Genomic DNA, 26882 nt, shown 5'->3' on the forward strand with positions numbered 1-26882 from the left:
ATTTTATCTACCTCTTCGTTGTTTACTTGCATTTTCACGGAAAGTTAATTGTCACTGATAACCTTTTCTTTTGAGTGCTGCCCTTACCTTGTCGAGATCATATTCAACGCCCTCGATTTCGATATACTCTAAATCTTTGTTTAAAAAGCCGTAGCGACGTTTTAACTCTATTAGACTACCAATTCCTCCAAAGGGTGTTATACCCCACAGTGCGCCCGTAATCGTTTTTAAAGCGTATAATCAGACGCTTAGCTGTTCCCATTCTTCTGTCGCCCTTGTGATCTGAACTTCAATTCCTGGCTTTTCACCGTACTTTTTACAAGCCGTCACTTCTGAAACTTGGTTATCATCATTCCAAGCAATTTTATTTAGAGCATCGAACACGCCTTTTATAAGATTGTCGATGTCTGGCTTTTTGGTATGCAGCGTATTGATGGATTGCTGCTGTTTTTTCTTTGACCAACTTTTAGGAATCGGCATAACGAAAGTTATATCTACATGGAGAGCTCCCGATTCAAAAGGTGCTTTTTTCATCTGCTTCTTTACTTCCCACTTGATGAAATCTTTATAAGCTAAGTATCGTTGAGCATTTTTATTTACGAATTTGCCACGCCCAGTCATTCGAACGGCTCCCATTGGTGTAACGGGTATGTTAAGGGTGATCATTCTCCCTACCTCCCATCATCCTCAATCCATTGCTGAATCTGTTTTTCTCTGTATCCGGCCAGAAATAAGATCTCAAATGCAGCTTTTATTTGCTCAAGCACCGAATATCCCGCCTTCTCTTTCCCTGATATGCCCCAATTCCGCACGATCATAGAGTAAGAGAAAGACTTCTTTCACTGGCCGTTTCACGATCTTTGCAATTCTTTCAATGGGTAAACCGCCCTGCCAGTAAGATTCAATTTTTTCAACTTCGTCCGGCTGCCAATCAAAATTGCAGTGATCAAGCATGATATACACACCCATTAGGCGCTCTCCTTTATTGTTTTTTTCATTTCTCGCATTTTCTCTTCTAGCATTTTTATAACTGGTGTCAGGTCTTTGCCTTTCCCTTGCTCCCTCGGTGACAATTCATATACTCCTGGCATCAATGGAATGATTTGATAGCTTTTCATTTCCAATCTCCTAATCTATGATTTAATTTCATCCGGTCACCCTTGATGATCACTATATAGTCTTCACACATTTCATAAATCCGTGTACCGAGTGCTTCGTCTATTTGTACAAGCTGCTCGATATCCAATTCACTTGAAATAAGAATCGGCTTATGATTCAGATAACGATAATTGATGACTGAATATGTCTGTTCCACCTGCCAATCGGTTGCCCTAGGTTTACCCTTCAAAGGCTTGAATAGATCGTCTATAAAAAGGACATCGACCTCTTTCATGCGTTGAAGTTTTTCTTCCAGCTTTTCAAAATCATCTTTCAGATCATTGAAACCCTCGACATAGGGAAAATATTGAACCGGCACGTTTTTCGATTTGATTAATTTATTTGATATGGCTGTGAGTAAATGCGTTTTCCCTGATCCCGGCTGTCCTAGAAGGGTGATGCTGTTTTTTCGTTTGTTCTTGATGCTATCGAAATTCCTATAGTAATCAACGGCACAATCGTAAGCCTCAACGATCAGATCATGTTTCCCTTCCGTAAAAAAATTCTTGAATTGCAATTTCTCAAACTCTGCAGTTATGTCACTTGAATTCATCAATTTCCTAATTCGACGCCACTCAACACATTTACAGCGTACCCACACCTCAATGCCGTCCCGGTTTTCCAGATAACCCAATTCATCTTTACAAGTGGGACAGTCATATTCACCCTTTTTTTCTGAGGCGTCCGACTCTACCACCGAAGATTGGGCTGACCTTTCCCGAAGCTTTTCCAGTATTTTCTCTAAAGCTTTGTCCGTACGATTGTTGGTTCCCATTTCTCCATTCCTTCCTCTCTTCCTCAGTCTTCTGAACTGCTAATCTGGCATATTGCTTTCGCAACTTATCAGCACTTAAAATATTTTTGTACCAGAATTCGTGTTTAGTAGACCACAAGATCATTTCTTGAATGTCCTTTCCTGTTCTTCCGTCACGTTCCATCATCAGTCGGATTGTATTAGCCCATTTATCTAGGTTTGGTTTTTTCATGTCAGGGGCGTTCACTTGGACATGTTTCCAAAGAAGCTCGGCAAGCTGCATTTGTTTTTCATCAAAAACCAAACGTTTATTATTATTCTTTACATTCTTATCATTCTTTACATTCTTGTTTGTGTTCACTTGCTGTTCATTTGCTGTGCAGTTGCTGTTCACTTGTTGTTCACTTTGTTGATACTCTGACCAGTTTGTTATTGATATGACGCTGAATTTGTTCCCTGATTTGATGTTCAACATTTGCCACTTTTCGAAGTTTCTAATGTAACGCCAGACGGTAGAAGATGAGACTTTTTCAGACGGTTTTACACCCTCGTTAAACTCGGAGGCCAGTTCATGACGGCCCGTTAAAAATTCACCCGGCAACAGTTTAACCATCTGATTACCTACCAATTGATCATGTTCTTTGTGAGTTGCTTTGATTAAGCAAAGTGCCCAAAGCTTGAACATATCCGAGTTTGCAAAAATAGGATTTTCTTTAATTTTCCTGTGAAGCTTAATCCAACCGCTCAAAGCCCTGGCCTCCTTTTGAGTAATTTTTAAATGAATACCTTGCGTTCTTTATGAGTGGAAATCCGCATATAATTCCTCGATCTGGTTGCATAGCTCGTGCTGCCAGTCATTATCATTTGTCATGGATGCAAGCAGCGACAAGTTTTTCAAGGCGGCTACCTTACGACACTTGTGCATGTTTGCATCCAGACAGATTTTAAATTCGCTCATTTCTTCCTCAGTCAGTGCCCTTTGGTTGCTCTGAATGTTCCATAATTCTGCTAATCTTTGATGTACTCCCCACATATAACGTTTCTCCCTTCAAAGTGAAATGATTAGATAACCTATTAACACATGCCATCCGTATAGGAGAGCCGCAAGAATGACGGCCGTGATATTCTCAATTCTTTCTTGCTGTTTCTGTGACATCCTCGACCATTTACGGGCGATTTTGTCCCTCATCCTCTGACACCGCCTTTCTTGTGAAAACCTTAATCAAACGGAAGGTCATTTTCTTTGATATCTACGGGCTTGCCGTCAAATGGGTCGGGATCTAATGCACTTGGCTTCTCTGGTTCTTCTTCTTTTGCTTCTGGTTCAGACTCAGATTCTATGATTTCCGCTGCTTCTGCCTCTTCGGTAATGTCTTTACGTTCTCTTGTCTCATCCTCTTCAATAACTGCCGTTTGCATTTCTACAGAGAGAATCCCCCACTTGCTCAGAATCGCTTTTAAAACGGTTTTGAGTGCCATGGCATCCCAATCCTTCCCCCACCCGAAATTTGACTTACTGAATTTTGTTTTATGCTTCTCGACTTGTGCTTTTGTCCAATAGATCGTTTTTCTAAAGCCGTTTAATAGTTCAAAATAAGCCGCATAACCGACTACTGCATCTGATTCACGTTTATCAAAATCAATCTCAATTTCTTCGGTCAATGGATTCCACTTTTGCAATTCGCCTTCGTGAACCGGAATACAGTTGATATACTTATACTGTCCTGTCCGTAAAGCCAGCTGGATATAGCCTTTGTAACCAAGCTGAAATTGCGCTTTTCCTCCATACGGGACAATCCAGGCATAACCTAAATTTTTGTCTATTGGTAAATCGAGCGTAGCCGCCACCATAGCTGAAGAAATAACGGTCATAGGTTCTGCCTTCTGTAACATCTTTTCGTTGTTGTATAAGCTTAGAATGGACGCTGTAAACTGTGTTGCCCTTTTCCCTAAGACTTCTTCAAAACGCTTGATCACAGATGGCGAGGACAGTAAACCTTTCATTGTGGTTCCTTGTTGTTGTGCAGGTGCATGATGCTGTTTCTTTTGGATGTTATTTTTTATCGATTGATTTGTAGCCATTAGCTAACCTCCTTAATTCCGAAACGTCTAAAACGGGACTTTTTACTCACTTTTTCATAGATATCTGGAAACTGTTCTTTCAGCTTCTTCGTATCTACTCTGTTTGAAACAACTGGCTTCCAACTTGTTTGATAGTTTCCGACAAAGCCATATTCAGCTTCTTTCATTTCGTGTTTGATTTGGTTTTCTAGTTCCTTGGCTTGCGTTTGTAGTTCGGCGATCTGTTCTTTCAGCTGTAAATACTGCTGAATGCGTTTACGATTTGCAGCTGTCAGATCAATGACCTTGTTTTCTTCTGTCTTGGAGTAACGTTGTTTCAGATATTCTTCAGCTGCACTTGAGCCGTCTAGTGCTGGAGCTTTACCACCTAATACCTTGTCATGCCAAAACTCAACCTCTGCGGTGAAAATCATGTTAATGAGCTCTTCATCACGCTCAATCTCTTTCCAAACAAACTTATTTCCACCAATCAAGACCGCAAAATAAGCTTTTTTATAGTCGGGGCCAAGTACGCCAAGATAATGTTGAACTTGAATGATATAACTGTCAGGTATCTCGTCATTCTCCCATTCTTTCAAGTTGTAAGCAGACGTTGTTTTACACTCAAGGATCGCTTTTTCGCCAACAACCATTCGATCAACATTTGCGATGATAAAATCATGGTTAGGATGCTTTAGCATCTGATTTTTGCGTCGAACCTTTTTGCCTGAACGCACCTCAAACTCTTTTGCGACAATGTCTTCAAGCATGGAACCAAAGTAAGCTGCCTCACTTTGAGAGTCATCAACCGGAACTTGCCCTGTCTTGTCTAACCACAATTCAAACGGTGTTTTCCATTTGTTTAACCCTAAAATCACAGATGCATCTGAACCGCCAATCCCTTTCCTCCTTTCTTCAAGCCATTCATGATGACTCATATCACTAGTGACCGCAAAAACCTCGGCTTGCATTAGTTCATTCCAACCTTTCTTTTATAGGCTTCTATGCCTAGCTTTTGCCATTCTCGATAAGCATCCATAGAGGGAAAACGAAATAGAACCTTCCCACGCTTATCGATAAAGATAGAACCTCCAACCTGTGTCAGCCGGTCTTGATCATCAGGTCTCTCGCTAAATTGTGCTGTGATTGCTTTTGCCATATTAAAAACCTCCTTGATTATTTAAAAATCGTTTGATAGACTACTATCATCGTTATTTTTATTTTTTTGATTTTTGGCCCACCATCCCTTGTGGGCTCTTTTTTTATTTACCTGTAGAAAATTCAAACCCAAGTTGCTCCTTTAAGTATCTTTCCAAGTTCTCTATTAAAATCACTTCTCCACAATCAATGGCATAATCATCTGTCGGCATCACTTCATCTCCAAAAAAATCCTTTTTTGTTTCAGGCTCTGTGAGTTTGTCATGCCAGTTGTTTAAAACCATTGGATTTTCAATCATCATTTGAAGCGCTCCTTTCTGTAATTGGCTGCTCTTTCGTCCCATAAGATATGTAACTCTGGATAGTTTCGTATTCTTGCACACCATGCCCGAACTTCTAACGCTTTGACTGGTTTATGAACAAAATGAACCATCAATTGACATACCTCGGTATGACTGCTATATTGACGCCTCTTTGTTGCATCTTCACAGCTGTTTGATACAACTTCCATTTGTTTGCTAGACGGCTGATGTCCTCAGTTAACACTTTGATGCTTCCGGCTAAACTTATCGCCTCTTCATAATCACTATCTCTCAATGCCTCTAAAAGCATGGTTGACAAATCCTCAGCTGATTCTATTTTCCGTTTCACTCGTGGGATATCATCTTTGAAAAAGTCATGAGTATTCATGCTAATACCGCCTCCTTTTTTCTCATCGCCACTTGATCCACCAACGCTTTCTTAGTCCACCTATCAGCTAATTCTTTCATGTTGAGACCATGGCTTCTAGATAACGAGTAGATCAATGTTTTATTGGCTGGAATTAAATCAAAAATCTGCTTGATCTCATTCATTGGCAACTCCTCAGTACGTCCCGGACGATCCTTCGCCACCCATTGGGCTAAATGTTTGGTTGCTTGTAAGGCTTCTTCTAACTGATGAACCATATTGATGACTGCGGTACTCACACTCTCATTTAAAGCCGGATCTATTGGAGCCGCTGCCACAGGATGGAGTTTGAAAAGATAATGTACAAGATCAATATGTTCATAGGCTTCACATGCTTTAAACCACTTAATACAAAGATCAGGCGTTAATGTAATCAGACCATTTTCAACGTTTGAGACATACGATTGATCCTTTTTTCCAAGCAACCTCCCCATTTGAAATTGGGTTAAACAAGCTTTCTTTCTCTCCATATGGAGAATCTTGTATAAATTCGCTAGATTATATGGATTGTTCGACATTTGTTCGCCTCCTGAATTATTGGATTTTCATTGGTAATATTTATTAATAGGGGGACTCGCAAAGGTTTTAAGAAACCTTACGAGGAATCCAACTTTCTATATATTTGATCGCGGTGAACAGCTCCTTACGCTTCAAATCTTTATAGCTAGCAACCCCAAACCGGTCTTTGATTTCACGATACAATTCCTTAAAAAGCCTGGCCGCTTGTGTTTTGTCATCCGTGAAAGAATAGACTCGGCGTGCAACGCCTTTTTGAAGCCGGCGCTGTTCTCCGTGGTCAAGTGTGATTTGTTCATCCACTTTTGTGTTCAACTCAATCAGCTTATTTTCATGATTGTCCAAGGCTTTTTGCATCTCATCTTGGCGTTGTGATGTTTCAAGTAAGAGTTTAAGAGATTCGATTCGCTGTTCTCTTTCAGATAAAATTCTCGGGCCTCCATATTGGCCTGTTTTTCTTATGGTCGGGATGACTTCGATCGCTAGCCAATCTTGAAATTGCTCTGCCACTTCATTTTTAGCTTTGAATGCTAGCTTATAAACTAGTGGTTCAGGGATGAAATCGCCTTTCGCCACTTGTGGCGAAACTTTAGGAAGATAACTATTTACACGATTCCATCTGACATATTTGATGCCGTTTTTAATATCAACAATTCCTAGTGATTTCGCGACTCTTTCAACATCAAATAAAATTTGGTCGTTTACGACTTTGGCAGCAACTTCAAATATTTCATTTTTGAATGTTTGGATTTGATTCACGATTTGCCTCCTCTTGTTCCTTAGCAACTTTTTTTTGATGTTCTTCCATACGTTGAACAAGGATGCTAAGTAAATATCCATATGCGTTGGCCTCCGCCTGTTTAAAACAAGGTCCTTTAGTAACAGTGATTTTCATGGTTATACTTCCTCCTTTTAATATGTTTGGAATATAAAAATCTTTTTAATAAAACACCAAAAAACTAATCCTTTAGCTAACAGGCATTTTCGAAAAACTCATTGGTATGAATTTTGTTGAGGTGTAATATCGCCCCTCCCTAAATGTTTCATATCGTTACGTTCATCTTCAAAAAAAAGAGTCCAATCAAAATCAAGTGTTTTTCCAATTCTCTTCGCCACTAAAACGCTAGGTTTTCTGCATCCATTTTCAATCATGGTATAGTAAGCTCTTTCAATTTTTGATGCGTCAGCAACTTCTTGCTGAATTAAACCTTTGTCTTCACGATATTTCTTTAACCAAACTCTCATCTAATCACCTCTTCCCTAAAGCGTTTAGTAACGAATCGTTACTTTTATAATAGTATCATTTAGTTACTTTGTCAACACTAATAAACACAAAAAGTTTCATATCGTTACACTTACTTATATGTAACTAATTGTTACGTTAAAATGAATATAGAATAGGCAGGTGAAAATAAGTGTTTTCAGAGAACCTACGTAAAACCCGTGAAAGAAAAAAACTTACACAACAATATATGGCTGATAAGCTTGGAATTACAAGACCTGCTTATACAGCATACGAATTAGGAAACAGGGAACCAGACCATAAAACCTTGGTTTCAATTTCAAGTATTTTAGATGTTTCAATAGATTTTTTGTTAAAAGGTGAGTCTAATGAAGCCACAGATAAGATATACAAAGAAGAAGCATTAAAAATTTTAGAGGATCCTGACACACTAATTGCAGCTGCTGATGGAAAAGTGACCGATTCAATATTAGAAGCAGCACAAAGGATTATTGCTGAGCAATTAAAGTCTGGACGTAAGCCCGGAGATATCAAAAAGAAATAATAGCTTAATGTAGCCTTGTAAAGCATCCAAAGAAGATCACTTTCCAAGTGGTTTTCTTTTTTATTGGCTTAATTTCTTACAAAAATGGAATTTCCCTCTTGAAAAATTGGTTTTTTTGTCCGATTATATATATGTTTAGAAAAATAAGGGGGAATTTGACTTGGAAAAAAAATCAGGCTGTTTGGGAGTAGTGGTGCTTTTATTAGTAATTGGTGTCATCATTAATATTACTAAATTTCTTTTTACCCATTTAAATACCATTTTTATCTTTTTATTTCTTGTTTCTTTAGTATTCATAGTTTTAGGTGTGGTCAATCCGAGACGTTTTGACTTATTTAAAAAACAAAAAAAGGTCACTGGTGGACTAGGATATGCCCTTATCGCTCTCCTTTTTTTCATTTTGGTTGGAGTAACAACACCAGATGAACAAAATTCTCAATTGAATCAAAATACCAAAACTGCTTCGACTTCTGCAGTTCAGGAACAAAAAAACAGGAAAGAAACAAACGAATCATCAAAAGATGCTAAGAAAGAAAAAGATGAAACGGGTAAACCTAAAAAACAGGAAAAGTCTAAAGATAAAACCACAAATAAAAAACTCGAGGCTGTGACATTAGTTAAAGCGATTGATGGAGATACAATAAAAGTTAAATATAAAGGACAAGAAAAAACAGTCCGATATTTACTAGTTGATACTCCAGAAACAAAAAAACCAAATTCTTGTGTGCAGCCATATGGAAAAGATGCCTCTAAAAGAAATCAAGATCTAGTCAACGGGGGCAAACTAGAATTAGAGTTTGATAAAGGCGATCGAACTGATAAATATGGAAGATTACTAGCTTATGTTTATGTAGATGGAAAATCAGTTCAAGAAAAACTGTTAAAAGAAGGTCTTGCAAGAGTAGCCTACGTGTATCCTCCAAATACAAAATACTTAGACCAATTTAAAGAGGATGAAAAAAACGCTAAGAACAAGCAAAGCGCTATTTGGAGTAAATCTAACTATGTCACTGAAAAAGGATTTAATGGATGTGTATCTAACAAGTCACATGAATCCAAGAAATCAAGTTCAAGTAAGAATTCAACTTCAAATAAAAAATCAAGTACAAACAATAATCCAAATACAAACAAAAAATCATCACCTTCCAATAAAAATAGTTCGAGTTCATCTGCGTCAGTTCCAGCATCAGGTGGTACAGAATCCTTTGCTAATTGTACTGAGTTGAGAAAAAAATATCCACATGGTGTCCCAAGTTCTCATCCTGCATATCAATCTAAAATGGATCGAGATCATGATAATTACGCCTGTGAGCGAAATTAATGAAGCCCAGAAATGGGCTTTTCTCAAACTTACAAAAACGAACATATACTCCTAATCGTTAAGCTAAAGCAGTTTTTAGAGTTTACAAGGAGGGGAACTGTGTTGATATATACAAATAGTCATTTAGAGGATTGGATAGAAAACTTGTACAAAAAAATAAATATTTCAAGACCAGAACAGTTAAATATCGAGCGTATTGCCTCGGCTCTAGATATACTTATTGTTTATAATTCTAACACCAGTTTTGCATTGCGGTTTTATGGTATGTATACCATATCCTTAGATTGCAGAAAAAATCGAAAAGAACAATGGATAGACTTCTCACATGAGGTTTGTCATGACCTTAGACATATTAATGATGAAAAAATCATGCCTCTTTCTTGGCATCAATATCTAGAGAACCAAGCAAAGTATTTCTCATACCATTTTTGCATCCCTACTTTCATGCTCAATAAAATCAAAATCCCGCAATTGAAATCAGAAGCAATCAAACTTATCGGGGATACATTTAATGTGACATATCCTTTCGCATCATGTAGACTGGAAATGTATCAAAGAAAACAATTCGAATATGCTTTTTTTAAGAAAATAAATAACCAAAGATGCACTCCCGTTACGAAATGAATAACGAAATACTAATGCACCTCCGAGCCTTGAAAAAAACGAAAAAAGACGTTTCCCTTCATGATCCAATCGGGCAAGATAAAGAAGGAAATGAAATCAGCCTTATTGATGTCTTAAAATCGGAAAACGAAGACGTCATCGACACCATCCAGCTCAACATGGAGCTTGAAAAAGTCAAAAAATACATCGACATCTTGGACGGCAGAGAAAAAGAAGTCATCGTCGGCAGATTTGGCCTTGATTTGAAGAAAGAGAAAACACAGCGCGAAATCGCGAAAGAACTCGGGATTTCGCGGAGCTATGTGTCCCGAATTGAGAAGCGCGCGTTGATGAAGATGTTTCATGAATTTTATCGGGCTGAGAAGGAGAAACGGAAGAAGGCGAAAGGGAAGTGATGTATAAGCCGGTCTAAAATTCCGGCTTTTTTCTACTTCATTTCACTTGCCCCTCAAAAAAGTGAAAAGGTTTCCATAACCCACTATTGATTTAGACGTCGTATTGCATACTCAATCTTTTAAAGCCATATGATCGGTGACCGGCAATTACCTATTTTTAAACCAAGCTTTTTATTAACAATGGTCTGACTACCCTCTCCTGCTAAACAAGCACTATGAACAATTCCATTAATCTTGCCTTGGCTCTGTTTTAACCCTTCAAAATAGTCTCCATCCTATATCAATGCTCTTGATTTCAACAATAGCCCCCCACCATTTTCCAGCCATGAAAAAAACCCCCTCAAGACAAACAGATTTTTTTATTTCATCTGTCTACTTTTAGAGGAGCATATCATAACGCAAAGATCATTTTATAACAAAAAACTATTTATATCCGTCCAGCCAATGGCAATGGCTTTGAAATCATCTTCACCGATTTGTATTTGTTTTGTTGTGCTCTGTCTTCCACCTAATTTTTTATAAAAATTTATCGATGGATTACCGGCTAAAACCCATACCATTAACGATTTTATGTTTTTCTTTACAAGCTCCTCTACAATCGCCTTCATTAATTGAGAGCCGATTCCTTTTCTCTGATACTGTAACAATAGATAAAGTGCGGAAACTTCACCCTTATATTTGCTGAGAGGATCACGATTTGGACCTCCGGAAGCAAAGCCTATCATTTTACCGTCGGTTTCTTCTGCAACATAGACAATATCTTCGTGTTGAGAATCACTTAATGAAGTTCTCCAAAGTTCTGCCTGATTTTTGACAGAGAGCCTAGATAACGTGTCATCAGGCAATACTCCTTGATATGTGGTTTTCCAACTTTCCACATGAACATTGGCAATTGAATCAGCGTCTGACGCTTTGGCTTTTCTTATTAAGATCATGTTACCTCCCACACCTCTAAAATTTAAAGCTGTTCATTCAAGGTTGTAACCTCATTCGTTTTTTCTTTCCAAATCATTGTAAGACTTAGGCCGACAATCATAATGATACCTGCAAACAGGAAAGGGTAATGAATGTTAAGATCAAACAGAATACCTCCCAGAGCCGGGCCAAAAATATTCCCTAAGCTAGTGTAAGAAGAGTTCATGCCTGCAACAAAACCTTGGTGGTTACCGGCAACTTTGGATAAAAACGTTGTTAAGGCCGGGCGCAGCAAATCAAACGCTAGAAAAATAAAACATGTCACAAGCAAAACGGCTAAAAACCCTGACATAACGGTAGACACGAAAGCTAGGACCGCACCGGTGATTAAGCAAAGCTGAATGATCTTTTTCTCTCCGAATTTGTTGACCAATTTCCCGAATAATAAAACTTGAATAATGACAGCAACGATTGAACTAATCGTAATAATGGTTGCGATATCCTTTGGTGTGAAGCCGAATTTATGATCAGAAAACAAGCTGAATACCGTTTCATAGGCTGATAGGCCGAAAGCCAATACAAAGACGATCATAAATGCAATGAAATAGACTGGATGAATTGATTTTTTTAAGTCTTTGAAGAAATGGAGTTCCTTTGTATTTGACAAGAGTTGTTCGCGTTCTTTTTTCGTCAATGACTCTTTTAATATAAAAACAGAAGAGATAGCAACCAAGAATGCTAAGGCGGCTGCAAAAAAGAACGGCACACGAATGCCATAGCTGGATATAAACCCTCCAGCCCCAGGCCCTATAATAAAGCCAGTGCTAATCGCCGCAGAAACGTATCCCATAGCCTTTGATCTTTCCTCTAGGGTTGTCATATCTGCTACATACGCCGTTACGGCCGGCATGATAAAAGCAGCGCTTATGCCCCCTAATATCCTCGACAAATAAAAAAATTGAACATGGGTTCCTAGGCCGAAAATCAACTCTGAAATACTAAAGATCAGCAAACCGAGGACAATCAGTTTTTTTCTCCCGAAACGGTCAACCCATCTTCCCGCAAAAGGTGATATTATTAGCTGGGAAATAGCAAAAACTGCAACAAGATAACCCATAGTGCTGCCGGATAAATTCATGGTATTCATAAAAGTAGGCATAACCGGAATAATTAAACCGATGCCAAGAAAAACTATGAAAATGTTACTTAACAATATAATGAATACTGTTTTTTGTTCTTTAATTGATTTTTTCATCTATTACCTATCCTTTTTTTTGCAGGTCAAAGTTCTTTCAAGTACAATAAAATCATAAAGTATATTGTTACCGTATAGTCAAGGAGATTTTTATGAGCGAAGACTTAAAAAAATATTTCACCACAGGTGAGTTTGCCAAACTATGCCGCGTAAAAAAACAAACTCTGTTTCACTATGACGAGATTGGTCTATTTTCTCCAGAAATAAAACAACAGAATGGTTATCGGTATTATTCCTATAATCAGTTTGAACTTTTTCAGGTTATCAATTTGTTTAAAGAGGTTGGTGTCCCATTAAAAGCAATCAAGTCCCTCTTAAAAGACCAAACACCAGACAGGATCGTTCCGCTTCTCAAAGAAAAGTCAGCTGAAATTGACAACAAAATTAAAAAGCTGAAGCATTTGCAAAAGATCATCGAGACGAAAGTAGCCTTAACTGAACAAGCGTTAGAAACTGATTTCTCCTCAGTTTCCTTTCAGTATTTAAATGAAGAAAAATTCATGATAAGCAGAAATACATTAGATTTACCAGAACGAAAATACATTGCAGCCATTTCAGAACTCATTCACTATGCAGAGTCTCATGAATTGGATGAGGGGTATCCTGTCGGCGGAATCTTCGCACGGGAACAAATGCTTAAAAAAGACTTCTATAATTACAATCACTTTTATATAAAAGTAAAAGAAGGAATAAATAAGATAAACTATTATGTGAGACCTAAAGGTCTGTATGCAGTTGGATACCAAAAGGATGAAGATGTTAAAGATACATACAATAGAATGATTCAATTTATTAAACAGAATGGGATGCAGATAGGTGAGTATGCATATGAGGAATATATGCTTGATGAGGTGATGGTCGATAGAGCAGAAAATCAAATTACGAAAATTCTCCTCCAAGTTGAAGAAATGGTTTTATAGCCAAAAATGTTTGATGCGGGTTTTTGTAACTACGTACTTTTACTTTTTGAGAGAAAATCAGCCTTATGATGTCCAAAAATCAAAAAAACAAGAAATCATCGTCAACCAGTTTAACTTAATTGAAAGAAAGAGAACATTCAGCAGCGACCACGAAGGAGCGTGGAATCTCGCAGAGCTATGTGTCTCGGAAAGCTGGCCTCGCCCCTCAGTCTCTAAAAAACCCTCATAACATATGGGGGAGGCCATCATTAAAACTCAATTTTAATTTTTTGATGAGCACTGATTTTCTTATGGTTTTTGTCAAAAACGTCGCTCGTTGTGATCTCGATCCACTTTATATCCTTTGTTTTCTTGCTATCTTCTGTTTCCTTGTGATGCACATGTCCGCTTGTTGCGTTCACAATAAAGCCAAGATTTCCGGCTTTTGCAGCGCTTCCTTCTAATTCTCCATTTAACTCTTCAAGGTAAATATCCTTTTTCCAATCAAATGTTTCACCACTGTTTGTTTTCAGCAATGCAATTGGTGCAAAACTTACTTTCTCAGAAGACTTGTTTTTGATTTCAACGAAAGCCTTAACAAAATCAAACTCTTCATCATGTGTTAACACGTGAAAATAATCAATCATGCTGTAATCCGGGCGAAGGTGAATCAACTTCATTTTTCTGATGGTTAATTCTATTGGCCCTATATCATATGTTTTGTTGACGTTTTTTATATCTTTTAAAACGGCTTCCCCTTTGTCATCAGCAAATGTTTGATTGACCTCTTGCAATGACCTATCATCTGTCACTTGTGGATTAGGCTGGTATTCATTTTGTTTACTGTTTACTTGAGTTGGAGCATTCTGCGTTTTGGATTCTACTGTCTGGCCGCCTCCTGTATTGTTATTGCCAGTGTGTGCTGAACAGCCGGCAATTATCATGATTGAAAATAAGATAAAAAAAGCCTTTCTCATCTTGATCCCCTCCATTCAAAAAAGAGAGCCCGTTACTTCATACAAGCAACGGGATACCTTGTATTCTCTTACTTATCTTTAATCTTAATTTTGTATTGTAAGGCCTTGAAAACATTTTTTGCGATTTCAGTATTATCAATTTGCCCGGCAAATGTCTCACTGGACGGTCCGTATGCATACACAGGAACATCTTCACCTGTATGTCCGCCTGTTGTCCAACCTGTGTGAGAGCGTTTGTTGAAAATGTCTTCAATCGCATTGTCGATGTCTTGTACTTTCTTTGATTTGGCTGCTTCTTCTACTGATTGAATTTCTGATGCTGTTAAGGCTAACTTCTTTTGGTTAATATATTTCTTTAATGTTTTTTTAACATCAGCACCGCCGGCGATTTTTTCTGCCATAAAGTCAGGCGTACGCTTTGCTGCTTTAATCGGTTCACCAAACCAGTTGTAGACACCGTCAGAACCAATGGAGAATCCGCCGGTTGAATGGTCAGCGGTTGCGACAACTAATGTATGCTTGTCTTTTTTTGCAAACTTAATCGCCGCTTTATAGGCTTGTTCGAAGTCATCCATTTCACTCATTGCGCCGACAATATCGTTGTCATGTCCAGCCCAATCAATTTGGCTTCCTTCAACCATAAGGAAGAATCCGTCTTTATCCTTGCTTAATTTTTTTATGGCTGTGTTTGTCATATCTTTTAAAGAAGGAGTATCCTTCGTACGGTCAATTTTTTTAGGTAGACCGCCGTCAGCAAATAGGCCGAGCATTTTGCCTTTTTTGTTTTTCAGCATGTCTTTACGGTTATCTACATAGCTGTATCCCGCTTTTTTAAATTCCTTGATCAAATTGCGATCCTTACGGTCAAAATTGCTTTTTCCTCCGCCTAGAAGGACATCAATTTTATGCTTGCCTTTTACCATTTCATCAAAATAATCATCGGCAATCGAGTTCATATTTTTTCGGCTGTGGTCGTGTGAACCGAAAGAGGCCGGAGTGGCGTGAGTAATTTCTGAAGTGGCCACAAGTCCAGTTGATTTTCCTTTTTCTTTGGCAGCTTCCAGAACCGTTTTGACCTCTGATCCGTCATTATCTACCGCAATCGCATTATTATATGTTTTAATTCCTGCAGACATGGCTGTTGCCGCAGCTGCAGAATCTGTCACATTTTGCTCAGGATCATCTGGGTAAGTTGTTTGCTGACCGACAAGATATCGATCAAAAGCCGTAGGTTTCACCTTTGTCTTTTTATTGTTCTTGAAGTATCGATAAGCAGACGTATATGACACACCCATACCATCACCAATTAAAACGATGACATTTTTAATTTCGTGTTGGTTCCCCTTTTTCTTTTCTTTGGCGCTGGCTTCAGGCACACTACCGCTGGCTAAGCTGCTGAACACAATCGATGATAAAACCGCGATAGGTAATAACTTCTTTGAAAATTTCTTCAACTAGATAACCTCCTCACAATATATGAATCTCATTGACATCCCCATTATATTTTTAAAGTGTTAAGCTAGTGTTAATCGATTTTAAAGATTGGATTTACAAGGTAGACACGAGCCAGATGAAATAGTATTTTCCTAAGATCACGGATCACGCACTTTTTTTCTTGGTTCTAATAGATAAAGCCGACTTCCTTTTTTATGGAGATCGGCTTTTTATGCGAATCAAGTTCTAACTGTTGCTTTTTTAGACATGGATTTCCCGTCAATCATTGATGTGCTTGGACCAAAATATTGAGAGAAAAGGGATAGCAAGTCGTAATAATGAGTTCTTTCATCGTATGCTACATGAAAGGTGTGTCATTCGTATAAAAAGTTGAATACATGAACAAATGACGTTCCTTCCTCTAAAAATAAGCGCCGGTGAAAGCCCTTTTTATTTGCACAACTTTTCTACAAGCTCGCGGTTGCGCTCTTTGAAAACCTCGTTATGTGATGACACGATCGCGCTCTTTCTGGCTTCAGGCTCAATAAAGCGCTTGGCGCTGTTGACTGCATTAGCTGCATCTTGAAATGCTCCGGCGATTAGGTGCAGCTTCCCTTCGTAATGCAGAATATCTCCAGCCGCATACAGCCCGGGCACGGAAGTTTGGGAGTTGGCGGTACCCGCGATAAAATAGTCATCAACTCGGTTAATATCCAGTCGACTGTTTTCTAGCAATGATTTGTCACGTTCATATCCGTGGTTAATCATGACCTCATCCACATGTAGCACCGTCACTTCACCGGTTTGAGAGTTCGTCAGCTCCACACATTCAATCACCTCATGATGATCTGATGCGATCAGCTTGGTAATCTCAGTATGGAAGAAGCAGCTTATCGAACTATTCAGAAGCTGATCTACCTGAGCCTCATGCCCGCTGAGTTCTGCTTTGCGGTAGGCAAGGTAGACCTTCTTTGCCACAGGCTCGAGCTCGTTGGCCCAATCAACAGCCGAATTTCCTCCACCTGAGATGATAACCGTTTTATTTTTAAAATTCTGCAGTGACTTCACCGTATAATTCAGATTGGACACTTCAAAACGCTCTGCTCCTTCAATCTGAAGCTTTTGTGGATTGAGGATACCACCGCCTACAGCAGCGATGACTGTCCTAGACAGATGCACGCCCGAGGTAGCCGTATGTAATTCGAACAGCCCTTCTTGATTGCGGGCGATCGACTCTACTATTTCATTTAGTAGCACTTCAGGATGAAATGTTAACCCCTGCTCCACCATCTGTTCAATCAACTTGGCTCCCGGAATCGGCGTTTGCCCCCCGATATCCCAAATCATTTTTTCCGGATAAACATGAACCTTTCCGCCCAACATCGGCTGATATTCAATAATCTTTGTTTTCATACCCCTCAGTCCGCTGTAGAAAGCGGAATATAATCCAGCCGGTCCTCCGCCGATAACAGTCACATCATACACTTCATTCCTACTCATATCTCTTCACTCCTCATATATATCATGATCAAAAACATCGTTGTAAATGATTATCATTATCATTTAGTGTACTTTGATTTCTTCTCTTTGACAATCAATTTTAAGAATTATGTTTCGGTAAATCTGCTTGTCAAAGATGAAAAGTCTACGAAAAGATAACCGCATGACGTCTTGAAAAACATTATGAACATCGTGATTGATTGGGAGGATTCTCTATTTTTGAAAAAGTTCTTCAATTATAACATCTAATCTTGTTCCACAGAATTTCATTATTTTTTTCACAAAAATAGCTTTCTATCAGTCTCTTTATCAATCAATATTAATTTCATTACCATTTTTGTCATTGTTAATCTAAACATCCACTGTTGTCCATTTCAATTTGATATCTACAACATAAACTAAACTATCTCCTCTGTTACCATGTTTTTACCTCCAAGGGCACTCAAATTTGGGTGCCCTATTATAAAATTGGGGAGTAACTGTCCAACCATTTATATGGAATTACCATAAACTATATAAGCCCCTGAAAAGAGGAGGTGGATCAAATGAGTGGTGGATATGGAGCAGGTTTTGCACTAATTGTTGTCCTGTTTATCCTTTTAATCATCGTTGGTACTTCTTACGTCGGTGGTTTCGGCGGTGGTTTCTACTAATTGGTTAGAGGCAGACTACCTTAGTAGTCTGTCTTTTTCATATTTTTATGTCATATTAAAAATCTATTCATCACCGAATCAGAACAATTAATCACGAGTTTAAGAATAAGGTGACAACACTTAACAATAGCGTGAGTCATGACTCTTTAGGCCTGTCTGCTGCTCCTTAAGTGTCATTTTTTCTATTTGAGTGCATCTGTTAGTGTACCATCTAGATCACAGCGAGCCGTAAAACCTCCAAGTCATATCAAAGACTGTCTGTCTCAAACAAATGTAAAACTAAGAAAGGAAAATATCTTTTCGTGTCGAAAAACTAGTGGGTTGAAAAATCGATTGAATGAAAAGAATGAAATCTCTCTTTTCTGCACGGAGGGAGATTCATGTGAGGCCATATGCAGTTCCTTCCTTCATTGCCCTTTTCTCCTTTATGTATGTACTTACACACTTTTTAAGCGCTCATCTAAAACTAGTATTCTTTCTCTATTTATTGCAAAATTGTTTTTGAGCTGTTCTAACATGAGATTAAAGTGACGAAAAACCTGAATATAACCCAATATATTAAATGAAAATTCAGAAATCAACTTCAATCATTTTATTAAGATTGTTCACTGCATACATTATAACTCCACTGAACCTCAATAAACCTTCCAAAACTACAAACAAAAAGTTAACTCAACAACATATTACAGGGCCGGTGCTACCAGCCCTTTCAAGCTTATTTATTTTTCTTCTTTAAAAACGTCATAACCGCTTTTGTCATATCCTGCGCTTCTTTTGGTGCATCTGGAGAACCGAACATCTTATTTAAATCACTATGAGATAAATTTTTGACTTGATAAACAAAATCAGATCCTCTTGCCTTGTTTAAAGTTCTGGCAAATTGATAGACAGAAGGATTTTCCCAGCGCGTAACCATAAAAGCCGGAGGCAAGTTTGAATTGTTCATATAGGTAAGCGGTGATGCTTCTGTCCACACCTTTTGATTGGTGCCAAACACCTTTTTATAAGACGGAATCGCTTCGATGAATTGCTTCATATTCATAGGCCCATCTAATACAACAATCGACTGAAGTGATGCGGGTACAAGACCAACACGATGTAAATATCTTGGATCTGTGGCAATTAAGCCTGCCAGATGCCCTCCAGCAGAATGCCCCATGACATTTATTTTTGTTTGATCCATTTGATAGTCATCTGCATGGTCCATCACCCATTTAATTGCCTTAGCAACATCATAGGCCATATCATTATACTGAGCATCTGGATGCAGTCGATAATTTACAGATACGAAAACATAGCCGTTTTCTGTAAAAAACGCCGGCTTTGATGCAACATTGCTCTTATCTCCGCCCGTCCATCCCCCTCCATGAATGTAGATGAGAACAGGATGTTTTTCTTTGTTAGCCGTCTGTGGTGTATAAATATCTAATACTTGTTTGTCATCTTTTGCATAATGAATATTTTCCGTTTCCTCTTCCTTATCCTTATCTGCCGTACATCCGAATAAACCTAGCAATATTGTAACTAATGCTGCCCATTTGATTATTCGTCTCAATTTAAAACACCTTTCTTCTTTAGCCATGTTGTTTTGGAGTCTGCGTCATCTATATCAAAAAACACGACATGTTTGTGCTCCCTAGCACCTTTAAAAGAGATTTTGGCAGTTCCAACAAATTCACTCCCCTTTCTCTTAACCTTAAATTATTATTCCTTTCATTATACAACTACTTCTATTCAGTTTGAAAATGCTTGAGGACAGGAAAAACGATTCACCTTTCTGTTATCTAATCTATGAAAATTTAAAAATAGAAATTTTGCATCAAAATGAAAAGGAGGATGGCAAAATCAACGACATTAAGATCGTTTCTATATTTACAATTTTCAGCAAATTTATTTTATATTTCGGCTTTCTAAAGCTTGTTATCAGTATAATTGGCGGATTATTTAATCTATATATAGAGGAAATTGTTATCCGGTTATTTACGTGGTTCACTTGTTATGATGGGAAAGCCTATATTTTAAAGCTTGGGATCTCAGTTAAGTTAGAAAATAATTGTTCGATTAGACAGGATAATGGCCAAACGGAAGGTGTCATTAAATGAATGATCGAAAAAAGTTCGGGTAACAAGTGTTAATTTATCGATGTTAAAAACGAAGGATGTAAAATTCAAAACTCTGTCCGCCATTTGCATATCCTTAAATTGTAAGACTATTTCAGAGTATAGTGAAGAAGAAAATATCCCTATTTTGGAAACTCGCAAACAGACGTTTTAATAGGGGCGAGACGAGAATGATGATACTTTTTTCCATCATTGAATGTCCAGAAGCCTGTTTTTCTTATAAACAACCGAATGCCAAGTATACTTCAAATAAATAATGAAAGGCCCTGTACTAAAAGGGCCTTGTCTCTCAACACTTGTAAGAGAGTTTAAATTATTCTTGTCTCATCATTGCTTCTTTCGGTACACCGAAAAAGTATGTTGTGATAAAGCCACCAACATAACCTACAACTAGACCAATGATATATTTCCAGATTCCACCTTGAATAAGTGGAATTAAGGCCACACCAGATGGTCCGATCGCCATCGCTCCAACTTGGCTAAATAATCCAATTGCTGCTCCGCCAATACCGCCACCGATACATGCTGTTATAAATGGACGACCTAATGGTAAAGTTACCCCATAAATTAATGGTTCACCAATTCCAAGAATACCTACAGGAAGTGCACCTTTGATCATATTTGTTAAAGATTTATTTTTTCGGCAGCGTATCCATAAGGCAATAGCCGCTCCAACTTGTCCTGCCCCTGCCATTGCAAGAATTGGAAGCAATTGTGTCATTCCTGATGTATGAATCATCTCCATATGGATGGGGATTAATACTTGGTGTAATCCTAACATGACAAGTGGCAAGAATGTTGCGCCAAGGACAAATCCGGCAAAGACACCGCCACGAGCTAACACCCATTCAATCGAACCAATTAAATGATGTGAAACAAATCCGGCAAAAGGCATGATCAAGAAAATTGTGATTAAACCGACAATAAGTAATATAATGGTAGGTGTCACAATTATATCAATTGCGTCAGGGATCACTTTACGTAATTGCTTTTCTAACAGTGCTAAAATCCAGACCGCTAATAATACGCCAATGACTCCACCTTGCCCATTCATTAATGGTTGTCCAGTAAAGATATTTTGAATCGGAGCTTCTGGCATCATCCCTGTTAAAAGTGTTGTTCCACCAATGACTCCACCGAGTGCTGGTGTCGCTCCAAACTCTTTTGCTGCATAAATACCGACATAAATAACCAAATAGAGGAAAATCGCATTTTTAATAACAGATAATATGGTGACGTACTGGTTCCATGTATCTCCGTTTAAATGACCTGCAGTAATATTATTTGATAAAATAGACCCGATACCTGCAATTAATCCTGCCCCAACAAATGCGGGAATAAGAGGAATGAAAATGTTTCCAATTTTTCTCAAGACATTTTTAAGTGGTGTGTTGTTCTTTTTCTTTAATTCGGCTTTTATATCAGCCCCTTTTTCTTGCAACTTTTCTGCAGAAAGAGTTACTGATTGACTAGATGTCCCTGTCCCCTCTGCCAATATAAGGCCTACTTGCTCAGCTACCTTTGTCACAACACCCGGTCCAAGGATAATTTGATATGTTTCATGATCAACTATCCCAAGAACTCCATCAATTTTTTTTAAAGTTTCTTCATTTATTAAACTACGATTTACTGGAGTTAAACGAAGACGTGTCATACAGTTTGTGTATGAAGCAATATTTTCCGCTCCGCCAACCGCTTCCAATATTTGATGAGCTAAGTTTTTATATTTACTCATAACCTCTCCTCCTAAATAGCGTTTGTTTATTTTATGGATCGGCGAACAAATCCTTGTGTTTCTGCTAATTTTTGAACCGCTTCTTCTTTCGTAAGACCTGCTAGGATCATGACAATTGCAACTTTTGGTTTGTTGTCAGCTTTTAATAAGTAACACTCTGCTGTTTCATAATCACAAGATGTCGCTTCCATCACAATCCGTTTTGCCCGTTCTACTAGTTTTTTATTTGTCAGCTTCAAATCTACCATTAAATTCCCATACACTTTTCCAATGCCTATCATTGAAGCTGTTGAAAGCATGTTGCAAATTAATTTTTGTGATGTTCCTGATTTTAAGCGTGTTGAGCCTGTTAATACTTCCGGTCCATTTACAACCTCAATTGAAATGTTTGCGATTTTTCCGATGACTGTATCTTTGTTGCAACAGACTCCAACTGTTGACGCTCCTATTGAGTTAGCATATTCTAAACCACCGATTACATATGGTGTTCTCCCACTTGCTGCGAGACCGACTACAATATCTTGATCTGATAAATGAATGTTTTTCAAATCATCAACACCTAATTCTTTACGATCTTCAGCACCTTCTACTGCTTTAATAAACGCTTTTTCTCCGCCAGCAATTAATCCGATGACTTCTTCCGGGTTTGTCCCGAACGTTGGAGGACATTCAACAGCATCTAATAAACCAATACGACCACTCGTTCCAGCACCTATATAAATTAAACGTCCCCCTTTCTTTTTTGCGGCTATGATGGCTTCAACTGCTTTTGCAATTTGTGGTAACTGTTGTTTCACTGCTTTTGCAACATTTTCATCCTCTTCATTCATAACTGTTAATAATTCGATTGTTGACATTTCGTCTACATTCATCGTTTTTTCATTACGAGTTTCTGTTGTTAAATTCTCAAACATCATCATCACCCTTGTTTTTTTAAAATTAATGGCTTCTTTCAATCGATATACCCTAAAATTTAATAAACTTTATAGTCAAATGGGCCTTCATTGAAAGCGCTAACACTAGTATAGAGTATCATACCACTAGTTGTCTATACCATTTAAAATGATGTCTCTCCATTGGGGATTCTTTATGTTTAAGATATGATTCCGTTCATGAAGATAGAAGTAGCGATTGAACGAACAATGTCAACTTAGTTTTAGAAGTATCATGAAAACAGGCTCATCCAAAACAAACTTTTTGAACAGGTATGGAATATCACTAATATATTATTAGTGCCGACCGTTACCGCAGAAGGAGCGATTATCTTGGGGATTATTAGTGGAAAAGAATTTATTAACCGAATAAACCAGCTTCAAAATGACATTTGGTTTGATGGAAAAAAAATCGAAGGCCCTATTTCTGAACACTATGCATTTAAAGGCCTGCTTAAAACAAAGAGTACTCTTTATGATTTACAAATGAACGAAAACTTGATTAATGAAATGACTTTTCTTCCCTCGGGAAAAACGGAGCCTATTGGCTTATCTTACTTACAGCCCAAAACAAAGGAAGATTTAATAAAACGAAGAACAATGATTGAACATTGGGCAAGACATACACATGGATTGATGGGAAGAAGTCCTGATTACATGAATACAGCCATCATGAGCTTTGCATCTTCAGCCTCACTTTTAAATAATCGGGAAAATTGCTTTCCAGAACATATTCGTGCACTGTACGATCAAGCGATGAAACAAGACCTTTCATTTACCCATACATTTATTACGCCACAGTTAAATCGATCACAAATCAATTTATTGCAAACAGAACAGCCAATATCCGCAAAAGTTATTGAGAGAAATAAAGAAGGAATCGTTATTCAAGGGGCTCGTCTTCTCGCTACTCAAGGCGGTTTAACAGATGAAATTTTAATTTTTTCAGCTCCAAGGTCTTATCTTGATCAGGATGAAGCTTTTGCTTTTTCAATCCCCTCTAATACGAAAGGTGTAAAATTCATTTGTAGGGAATCGTTTGTTTTAAGTGAATCTACCTTTAATCACCCCCTTGCTTCACGATATGAAGAAATGGATTCCATTGTTGTCTTTGATCATGTATTAGTTCCATGGGAAAGAGTATTTTTTTATAATCATGTAGAGGCTGCCAATGACTTTGTCGCCCAAAGTTCTTTCCATGCATTCACAATTCATCAAGTCGTCACAAGACAAATTGTCAAAACCGAATTTCTTTTAGGAATCGCTCAACTTCTTGTCGATACGATTAATGTGTCTGAATACCAACATATCCAAGAAAAACTGTCAGAAATCATCATCGGCCTCGAAACAATTAAAGCACTTTTGGAAAAGGCAGAAAATGATGCGACTCTAGATGAATGGGGATATATGCGTCCAAGTTTAATTCCTCTTAAAGTGATAAGTACAGTCTTTCCAAAAATATATCCCCGTTTTACAGAGATCATCCAATTAATTGGCGCTAGTGGAATCGTTACATTACCGACCGAAAACGCTTTTGATTCTGATCTTAAGGAGGACCTTAACCATTATCTCCAAGGAACCAATACAATTGGCGTAGATCGAGTGAAAATTTTTCGCTTAGCATGGGATCTCACGATGAGCGCTTTCGGTACAAGGCAAACTCAATATGAAAGGTATTTCTTTGGAGATCCCATTCGTTTGGCAAGCCGACTATATGACTCCTATCCAACAGATAAACAAGTGAAGACTGTTCAGGAATTTTTAAATATAGAAAAATAAACTTAGATTGATCCAAAACACAAATGCCCTTTTTGGATGATTAACGATCTAAAAATGGGCTGGATATTTTTCTTTTTACATTGCCTTCATTCTGCCTAATAAAACGTTTTCAATCCTTTTTGTTGTACAAAATAAAACCAACAAAGAGACATGAACACAGACCAGCTCTCAATATTACATACTCTTGACAGTGTGTCTATAAAAAAATGAACCATTCCGGCAATCATTGTCTAAAATATCATAAAAGTAGTACATTCCCTATATATGCTCACAAACACCTGCTGTTTTGCTCAATCTACTTTTAAATTGTTAGTTTACCTTTTTCAATATATTGATATTTGTTTAAATGCTACTATTTATATGTTTGTATCATCCTTTTTCTGTTCACCCTAAATATGTCTCAGTAATAACAGTTCCTAACCATCAAGTGCTATCGTTATATGAAGATACTTCAAACTTAACCTTAATAAAAAGCAAGACTACAAAACAAAAGTTTTCAAAAAAGCCACAAATGCGTCAATCATACAAAATTAGAAAAAAGCGCTGAATAGAGAGGGAAAAATAGACCAAAGCTAAGATATATTGGTTAAACAAGAGGCTGGTGTGATGAAATAAACCTAGCCTCTATTTCCTATTTGGTGTTATAATCAATTTTATACATAAAATTAGTGAGAGCCTAGCGTCTTAAATGAGCTGACAAACTAACAAATTTTCAATGGAGGCATATTCGAAGTGACAGACGATCATACTCAAAATCAAGAACAAAAATTACAGCGAGGTCTTAAAAACAGACACGTACAGTTAATTGCTATTGGTGGTGCTATTGGGACAGGATTATTTCTCGGATCGGGAAAATCGATCCATTTAGCAGGACCATCTATTTTATTTGCTTACATGATTACTGGGGTTATTTGCTTTTTAATTATGCGCTCACTCGGTGAATTGCTCTTAACTAATTTGGAATACCACTCTTTCGTTGACTTTGTCAGCGATTATTTAGGTGATATGGCTGGGTTTATCACAGGATGGACATATTGGTTTTGCTGGATTTCAATTGCGATGGCTGACTTGACAGCAGTTGGACTATATACTCAGTATTGGTTTCCTCATGTACCACAATGGATACCTGGTTTAATTGCCCTGGTTATTTTGTTATTAATGAATTTGGCAACTGTAAAACTGTTTGGAGAAATGGAATTTTGGTTTGCTTTAATTAAAGTTATTGCAATATTGGCGCTAATTGTAATCGGGATTTTTATGATTATAAAAGGCTTTTCTACTGATTCTGGTACATCCAGTTTCACAAATCTTTGGAATCATGGCGGCATGTTTCCAAACGGTTTACATGGCTTTATTCTGTCTTTCCAGATGGTTGTCTTTGCCTTTGTTGGCATCGAACTTGTTGGACTTACTGCAGGTGAAACTGAAGATCCGGAAAGAGTCATTCCAAAAGCAATCAACAATATCCCTGTTCGGGTTTTACTTTTTTATATTGGCGCTCTAGTTGTCATTATGAGTATCTATCCGTGGGATGCGATCAATCCGAGTGAAAGCCCGTTCGTTCAAGTTTTTGCCGCAGTTGGGATTATTGCCGCAGCAAGCATTATTAATTTTGTTGTGTTAACATCAGCGGCTTCAGCCTGTAACAGCGCTGTTTTTAGTACGAGCCGAATGGTCTACTCACTCGCCAAAGATCAAAATGCACCTGCGGCCATGGCGAAACTGACTTCGCATAAAGTACCAAGCAATGCTCTGTTCTTTTCAACTATCGTTATTTTAATCGGTGTTTGTTTGAACTATATCATGCCAGAAGCAGTCTTTACGCTTATTACAAGTATTTCTACCGTTTGTTTCATTTATATATGGGGAATTACTGTGATCTGCCATTTGAAATATCGGAAAACAAGACCAGATTTAGCGAAAGTGAATAAATTTAAGTTACCGTTTTATCCATTTTCCAACTACTTAATTCTTGCTTTCCTAGCATTTATTCTTGTTGTATTGGCACTAGCGGAAGATACTCGTGTTTCTTTATTTATAACTCCTGTATGGTTTATATTATTAGTTATCATTTACAAGCTCAAAATAAAAAAACATGCATGACTTTCCTAAAAAAGGCTAACGATTTTTCATTAGCCTTTTTTAGTTTGCTAACTCTTTAATCATCAAACTTAATTTAT

29 protein-coding genes and 3 pseudogenes are annotated in these 26882 nt (G+C 37.7%); 9 read left to right on the top strand and 23 right to left on the bottom strand.

Annotated elements, in window-relative coordinates:
* Positions 1 to 240 precede the first annotated feature (240 nt).
* The 15 genes from PDT38_RS13140 to PDT38_RS13210 all read right to left on the bottom strand — a co-directional run bounded on the left by PDT38_RS13140 (position 241) and on the right by PDT38_RS13210 (position 7621).
* The gene (locus tag PDT38_RS13140; protein ID WP_270802206.1) at positions 241 to 666 is read right to left on the bottom strand and encodes a RusA family crossover junction endodeoxyribonuclease; all 426 of its coding nucleotides are present in this window, start codon (positions 664 to 666) and stop codon (positions 241 to 243) included.
* Positions 667 to 759: 93 nt separating this feature from the next.
* On the bottom strand, positions 760 to 969 hold the full coding sequence (locus PDT38_RS13145) for a hypothetical protein (RefSeq protein ID WP_270802208.1): 210 nt from the start codon (positions 967 to 969) through the stop codon (positions 760 to 762).
* Entirely contained in the window at positions 969 to 1118 is a 150-nt protein-coding gene (locus PDT38_RS13150) for a hypothetical protein (protein WP_270802210.1), read from the bottom strand. The genes PDT38_RS13145 and PDT38_RS13150 overlap by 1 nt, the downstream gene beginning before the upstream one ends.
* Positions 1115 to 1933, bottom strand: a complete 819-nt coding sequence (locus tag PDT38_RS13155) for an ATP-binding protein (RefSeq protein WP_270802212.1) — start codon at positions 1931 to 1933, stop codon at positions 1115 to 1117. Before PDT38_RS13155 ends, PDT38_RS13150 begins: the two co-directional genes overlap by 4 nt.
* Entirely contained in the window at positions 1821 to 2660 is an 840-nt protein-coding gene (locus tag PDT38_RS13160; protein WP_270802549.1) for a replication protein, read from the bottom strand. The genes PDT38_RS13155 and PDT38_RS13160 overlap by 113 nt, the downstream gene beginning before the upstream one ends.
* Positions 2661 to 2708: 48 nt before the next feature.
* The gene (locus tag PDT38_RS13165) at positions 2709 to 2945 is read right to left on the bottom strand and encodes a DUF7667 family protein (protein ID WP_172292414.1); all 237 of its coding nucleotides are present in this window, start codon (positions 2943 to 2945) and stop codon (positions 2709 to 2711) included.
* Positions 2946 to 3130: 185 nt separating this feature from the next.
* The gene (locus PDT38_RS13170; RefSeq protein ID WP_270802215.1) at positions 3131 to 3994 is read right to left on the bottom strand and encodes a recombinase RecT; all 864 of its coding nucleotides are present in this window, start codon (positions 3992 to 3994) and stop codon (positions 3131 to 3133) included.
* Complete coding sequence (locus PDT38_RS13175; RefSeq protein WP_270802217.1) at positions 3994 to 4944, bottom strand: YqaJ viral recombinase family nuclease; 951 nt, start codon at positions 4942 to 4944, stop codon at positions 3994 to 3996. The genes PDT38_RS13170 and PDT38_RS13175 overlap by 1 nt, the downstream gene beginning before the upstream one ends.
* Positions 4944 to 5132, bottom strand: a complete 189-nt coding sequence (locus tag PDT38_RS13180; protein ID WP_270802219.1) for a hypothetical protein — start codon at positions 5130 to 5132, stop codon at positions 4944 to 4946. Before PDT38_RS13180 ends, PDT38_RS13175 begins: the two co-directional genes overlap by 1 nt.
* A 103-nt stretch (positions 5133 to 5235) precedes the next feature.
* Positions 5236 to 5433: a YqaI family protein gene (locus tag PDT38_RS13185; RefSeq protein ID WP_270802221.1), complete on the bottom strand. Its 198-nt coding sequence runs from the start codon at positions 5431 to 5433 to the stop codon at positions 5236 to 5238.
* 130 nt (positions 5434 to 5563) lie between these two features.
* Complete coding sequence (locus PDT38_RS13190) at positions 5564 to 5821, bottom strand: YqaH family protein (RefSeq protein ID WP_270802223.1); 258 nt, start codon at positions 5819 to 5821, stop codon at positions 5564 to 5566.
* Positions 5818 to 6378: a helix-turn-helix domain-containing protein gene (locus PDT38_RS13195; protein ID WP_270802225.1), complete on the bottom strand. Its 561-nt coding sequence runs from the start codon at positions 6376 to 6378 to the stop codon at positions 5818 to 5820. The genes PDT38_RS13190 and PDT38_RS13195 overlap by 4 nt, the downstream gene beginning before the upstream one ends.
* Positions 6379 to 6445: 67 nt before the next feature.
* Positions 6446 to 7135 (bottom strand): ORF6C domain-containing protein, encoded by a 690-nt coding sequence (locus PDT38_RS13200; protein ID WP_270802226.1) that lies wholly within the window; start codon positions 7133 to 7135, stop codon positions 6446 to 6448.
* Entirely contained in the window at positions 7107 to 7271 is a 165-nt protein-coding gene (locus PDT38_RS13205) for a hypothetical protein (RefSeq protein ID WP_270802227.1), read from the bottom strand. Before PDT38_RS13205 ends, PDT38_RS13200 begins: the two co-directional genes overlap by 29 nt.
* Before the next feature lie 98 nt (positions 7272 to 7369).
* A complete protein-coding gene (locus PDT38_RS13210; RefSeq protein WP_270802228.1) occupies positions 7370 to 7621 on the bottom strand; it encodes a helix-turn-helix transcriptional regulator in 252 nt (83 codons plus the stop codon).
* A gap of 170 nt (positions 7622 to 7791) precedes the next feature.
* On the opposite strand from PDT38_RS13210, the gene PDT38_RS13215 reads away from it, so the two are divergent.
* The 5 genes and pseudogenes from PDT38_RS13215 to PDT38_RS13230 all read left to right on the top strand — a co-directional run.
* Complete coding sequence (locus PDT38_RS13215) at positions 7792 to 8163, top strand: helix-turn-helix domain-containing protein (protein WP_270802230.1); 372 nt, start codon at positions 7792 to 7794, stop codon at positions 8161 to 8163.
* A 589-nt stretch (positions 8164 to 8752) separates the two neighbouring features.
* Positions 8753 to 9199, top strand: a pseudogene (locus PDT38_RS19480) (thermonuclease family protein); the annotation flags it as partial.
* Positions 9200 to 9379: 180 nt separating this feature from the next.
* Positions 9380 to 9484: pseudogene (locus tag PDT38_RS19485) on the top strand (excalibur calcium-binding domain-containing protein); the annotation flags it as partial.
* Between the two features lie 102 nt (positions 9485 to 9586).
* Positions 9587 to 10108 carry an ImmA/IrrE family metallo-endopeptidase gene (locus tag PDT38_RS13225; RefSeq protein WP_270802232.1) on the top strand — a complete coding sequence of 174 codons (522 nt, stop codon included), beginning with the start codon at positions 9587 to 9589 and terminating at the stop codon, positions 10106 to 10108.
* Positions 10105 to 10503, top strand: a pseudogene (locus PDT38_RS13230) (sigma-70 family RNA polymerase sigma factor); the annotation flags it as partial. The gene PDT38_RS13225 and the pseudogene PDT38_RS13230, both read left to right, overlap by 4 nt.
* 410 nt (positions 10504 to 10913) lie before the next feature.
* Here the strand turns inward: PDT38_RS13230 and PDT38_RS13235 are convergent.
* Both PDT38_RS13235 and PDT38_RS13240 read right to left on the bottom strand, forming a co-directional pair.
* Positions 10914 to 11438 carry a GNAT family N-acetyltransferase gene (locus PDT38_RS13235; protein WP_270802234.1) on the bottom strand — a complete coding sequence of 175 codons (525 nt, stop codon included), beginning with the start codon at positions 11436 to 11438 and terminating at the stop codon, positions 10914 to 10916.
* A gap of 23 nt (positions 11439 to 11461) precedes the next feature.
* On the bottom strand, positions 11462 to 12673 hold the full coding sequence (locus tag PDT38_RS13240) for an MFS transporter (RefSeq protein ID WP_270802235.1): 1212 nt from the start codon (positions 12671 to 12673) through the stop codon (positions 11462 to 11464).
* 92 nt (positions 12674 to 12765) lie between these two features.
* On the opposite strand from PDT38_RS13240, the gene PDT38_RS13245 reads away from it, so the two are divergent.
* Entirely contained in the window at positions 12766 to 13593 is an 828-nt protein-coding gene (locus PDT38_RS13245; RefSeq protein WP_270802237.1) for a MerR family transcriptional regulator, read from the top strand.
* Positions 13594 to 13841: 248 nt separating this feature from the next.
* On the opposite strand, the gene PDT38_RS13250 is transcribed toward PDT38_RS13245, so the two are convergent.
* The 3 genes from PDT38_RS13250 to PDT38_RS13260 form a co-directional block, all read right to left on the bottom strand.
* Positions 13842 to 14549 carry a hypothetical protein gene (locus tag PDT38_RS13250; RefSeq protein ID WP_270802238.1) on the bottom strand — a complete coding sequence of 236 codons (708 nt, stop codon included), beginning with the start codon at positions 14547 to 14549 and terminating at the stop codon, positions 13842 to 13844.
* Between the two features lie 68 nt (positions 14550 to 14617).
* Positions 14618 to 16003, bottom strand: coding sequence for an alkaline phosphatase (locus PDT38_RS13255; protein ID WP_270802240.1), 1386 nt, complete (start codon positions 16001 to 16003; stop codon positions 14618 to 14620).
* A 430-nt stretch (positions 16004 to 16433) separates the two neighbouring features.
* Positions 16434 to 17483, bottom strand: coding sequence for an NAD(P)/FAD-dependent oxidoreductase (locus PDT38_RS13260; RefSeq protein ID WP_270802242.1), 1050 nt, complete (start codon positions 17481 to 17483; stop codon positions 16434 to 16436).
* A 545-nt stretch (positions 17484 to 18028) separates the two neighbouring features.
* Here PDT38_RS13260 and PDT38_RS13265 point away from each other — a divergent pair.
* Entirely contained in the window at positions 18029 to 18136 is a 108-nt protein-coding gene (locus tag PDT38_RS13265; protein ID WP_172296457.1) for a YjcZ family sporulation protein, read from the top strand.
* A gap of 715 nt (positions 18137 to 18851) precedes the next feature.
* On the opposite strand, the gene PDT38_RS13270 is transcribed toward PDT38_RS13265, so the two are convergent.
* From PDT38_RS13270 to murQ, 3 genes are all read right to left on the bottom strand, one after another.
* Positions 18852 to 19691, bottom strand: coding sequence for an alpha/beta hydrolase (locus PDT38_RS13270; RefSeq protein ID WP_270802245.1), 840 nt, complete (start codon positions 19689 to 19691; stop codon positions 18852 to 18854).
* 878 nt (positions 19692 to 20569) lie between these two features.
* Positions 20570 to 21991 carry a PTS transporter subunit EIIC gene (locus PDT38_RS13280; protein ID WP_270802247.1) on the bottom strand — a complete coding sequence of 474 codons (1422 nt, stop codon included), beginning with the start codon at positions 21989 to 21991 and terminating at the stop codon, positions 20570 to 20572.
* 26 nt (positions 21992 to 22017) lie between these two features.
* Positions 22018 to 22911 (bottom strand): N-acetylmuramic acid 6-phosphate etherase, encoded by an 894-nt coding sequence (gene murQ, locus PDT38_RS13285; protein ID WP_270802537.1) that lies wholly within the window; start codon positions 22909 to 22911, stop codon positions 22018 to 22020.
* Between the two features lie 345 nt (positions 22912 to 23256).
* Here murQ and hpaB point away from each other — a divergent pair, with 345 nt between their 5' ends.
* Positions 23257 to 24702, top strand: coding sequence for a 4-hydroxyphenylacetate 3-monooxygenase, oxygenase component (gene hpaB / locus PDT38_RS13290; RefSeq protein ID WP_270802249.1), 1446 nt, complete (start codon positions 23257 to 23259; stop codon positions 24700 to 24702).
* A gap of 732 nt (positions 24703 to 25434) precedes the next feature.
* Positions 25435 to 26805: an amino acid permease gene (locus tag PDT38_RS13295; RefSeq protein ID WP_270802250.1), complete on the top strand. Its 1371-nt coding sequence runs from the start codon at positions 25435 to 25437 to the stop codon at positions 26803 to 26805.
* The last annotated feature ends 77 nt before the right edge of the window (positions 26806 to 26882 follow it).

Origin of the sequence: Bacillus changyiensis (genome assembly GCF_027706145.1) — a bacterium.
In the GTDB taxonomy this organism is placed as follows: Bacteria; Bacillota; Bacilli; order Bacillales; family Bacillaceae; genus Bacillus; species Bacillus changyiensis.

What these genes read in the sequence shown, in the direction of transcription:
- PDT38_RS13265 (WP_172296457.1), top strand. Translation starts at nt 18,029, where the DNA reads ATGAGTGGTGGATATGGAGCAGGTTTTGCACTAATTGTTGTCCTGTTT.
- PDT38_RS13210 (WP_270802228.1), bottom strand. Translation starts at nt 7,621, where the DNA reads ATGAGAGTTTGGTTAAAGAAATATCGTGAAGACAAAGGTTTAATTCAG.
- PDT38_RS13150 (WP_270802210.1), bottom strand. Translation starts at nt 1,118, where the DNA reads ATGAAAAGCTATCAAATCATTCCATTGATGCCAGGAGTATATGAATTG.
- PDT38_RS13250 (WP_270802238.1), bottom strand. Translation starts at nt 14,549, where the DNA reads ATGAGAAAGGCTTTTTTTATCTTATTTTCAATCATGATAATTGCCGGC.
- PDT38_RS13190 (WP_270802223.1), bottom strand. Translation starts at nt 5,821, where the DNA reads ATGAATACTCATGACTTTTTCAAAGATGATATCCCACGAGTGAAACGG.
- PDT38_RS13195 (WP_270802225.1), bottom strand. Translation starts at nt 6,378, where the DNA reads ATGTCGAACAATCCATATAATCTAGCGAATTTATACAAGATTCTCCAT.
- PDT38_RS13240 (WP_270802235.1), bottom strand. Translation starts at nt 12,673, where the DNA reads ATGAAAAAATCAATTAAAGAACAAAAAACAGTATTCATTATATTGTTA.
- PDT38_RS13185 (WP_270802221.1), bottom strand. Translation starts at nt 5,433, where the DNA reads ATGATGATTGAAAATCCAATGGTTTTAAACAACTGGCATGACAAACTC.
- PDT38_RS13155 (WP_270802212.1), bottom strand. Translation starts at nt 1,933, where the DNA reads ATGGGAACCAACAATCGTACGGACAAAGCTTTAGAGAAAATACTGGAA.
- PDT38_RS13205 (WP_270802227.1), bottom strand. Translation starts at nt 7,271, where the DNA reads ATGAAAATCACTGTTACTAAAGGACCTTGTTTTAAACAGGCGGAGGCC.
- PDT38_RS13145 (WP_270802208.1), bottom strand. Translation starts at nt 969, where the DNA reads ATGGGTGTGTATATCATGCTTGATCACTGCAATTTTGATTGGCAGCCG.
- PDT38_RS13140 (WP_270802206.1), bottom strand. Translation starts at nt 666, where the DNA reads ATGATCACCCTTAACATACCCGTTACACCAATGGGAGCCGTTCGAATG.
- murQ (WP_270802537.1), bottom strand. Translation starts at nt 22,911, where the DNA reads ATGATGATGTTTGAGAATTTAACAACAGAAACTCGTAATGAAAAAACG.
- PDT38_RS13180 (WP_270802219.1), bottom strand. Translation starts at nt 5,132, where the DNA reads ATGGCAAAAGCAATCACAGCACAATTTAGCGAGAGACCTGATGATCAA.
- PDT38_RS13175 (WP_270802217.1), bottom strand. Translation starts at nt 4,944, where the DNA reads ATGCAAGCCGAGGTTTTTGCGGTCACTAGTGATATGAGTCATCATGAA.
- PDT38_RS13245 (WP_270802237.1), top strand. Translation starts at nt 12,766, where the DNA reads ATGAGCGAAGACTTAAAAAAATATTTCACCACAGGTGAGTTTGCCAAA.
- PDT38_RS13170 (WP_270802215.1), bottom strand. Translation starts at nt 3,994, where the DNA reads ATGGCTACAAATCAATCGATAAAAAATAACATCCAAAAGAAACAGCAT.
- PDT38_RS13235 (WP_270802234.1), bottom strand. Translation starts at nt 11,438, where the DNA reads ATGATCTTAATAAGAAAAGCCAAAGCGTCAGACGCTGATTCAATTGCC.
- PDT38_RS13260 (WP_270802242.1), bottom strand. Translation starts at nt 17,483, where the DNA reads ATGAGTAGGAATGAAGTGTATGATGTGACTGTTATCGGCGGAGGACCG.
- PDT38_RS13165 (WP_172292414.1), bottom strand. Translation starts at nt 2,945, where the DNA reads ATGTGGGGAGTACATCAAAGATTAGCAGAATTATGGAACATTCAGAGC.
- PDT38_RS13280 (WP_270802247.1), bottom strand. Translation starts at nt 21,991, where the DNA reads ATGAGTAAATATAAAAACTTAGCTCATCAAATATTGGAAGCGGTTGGC.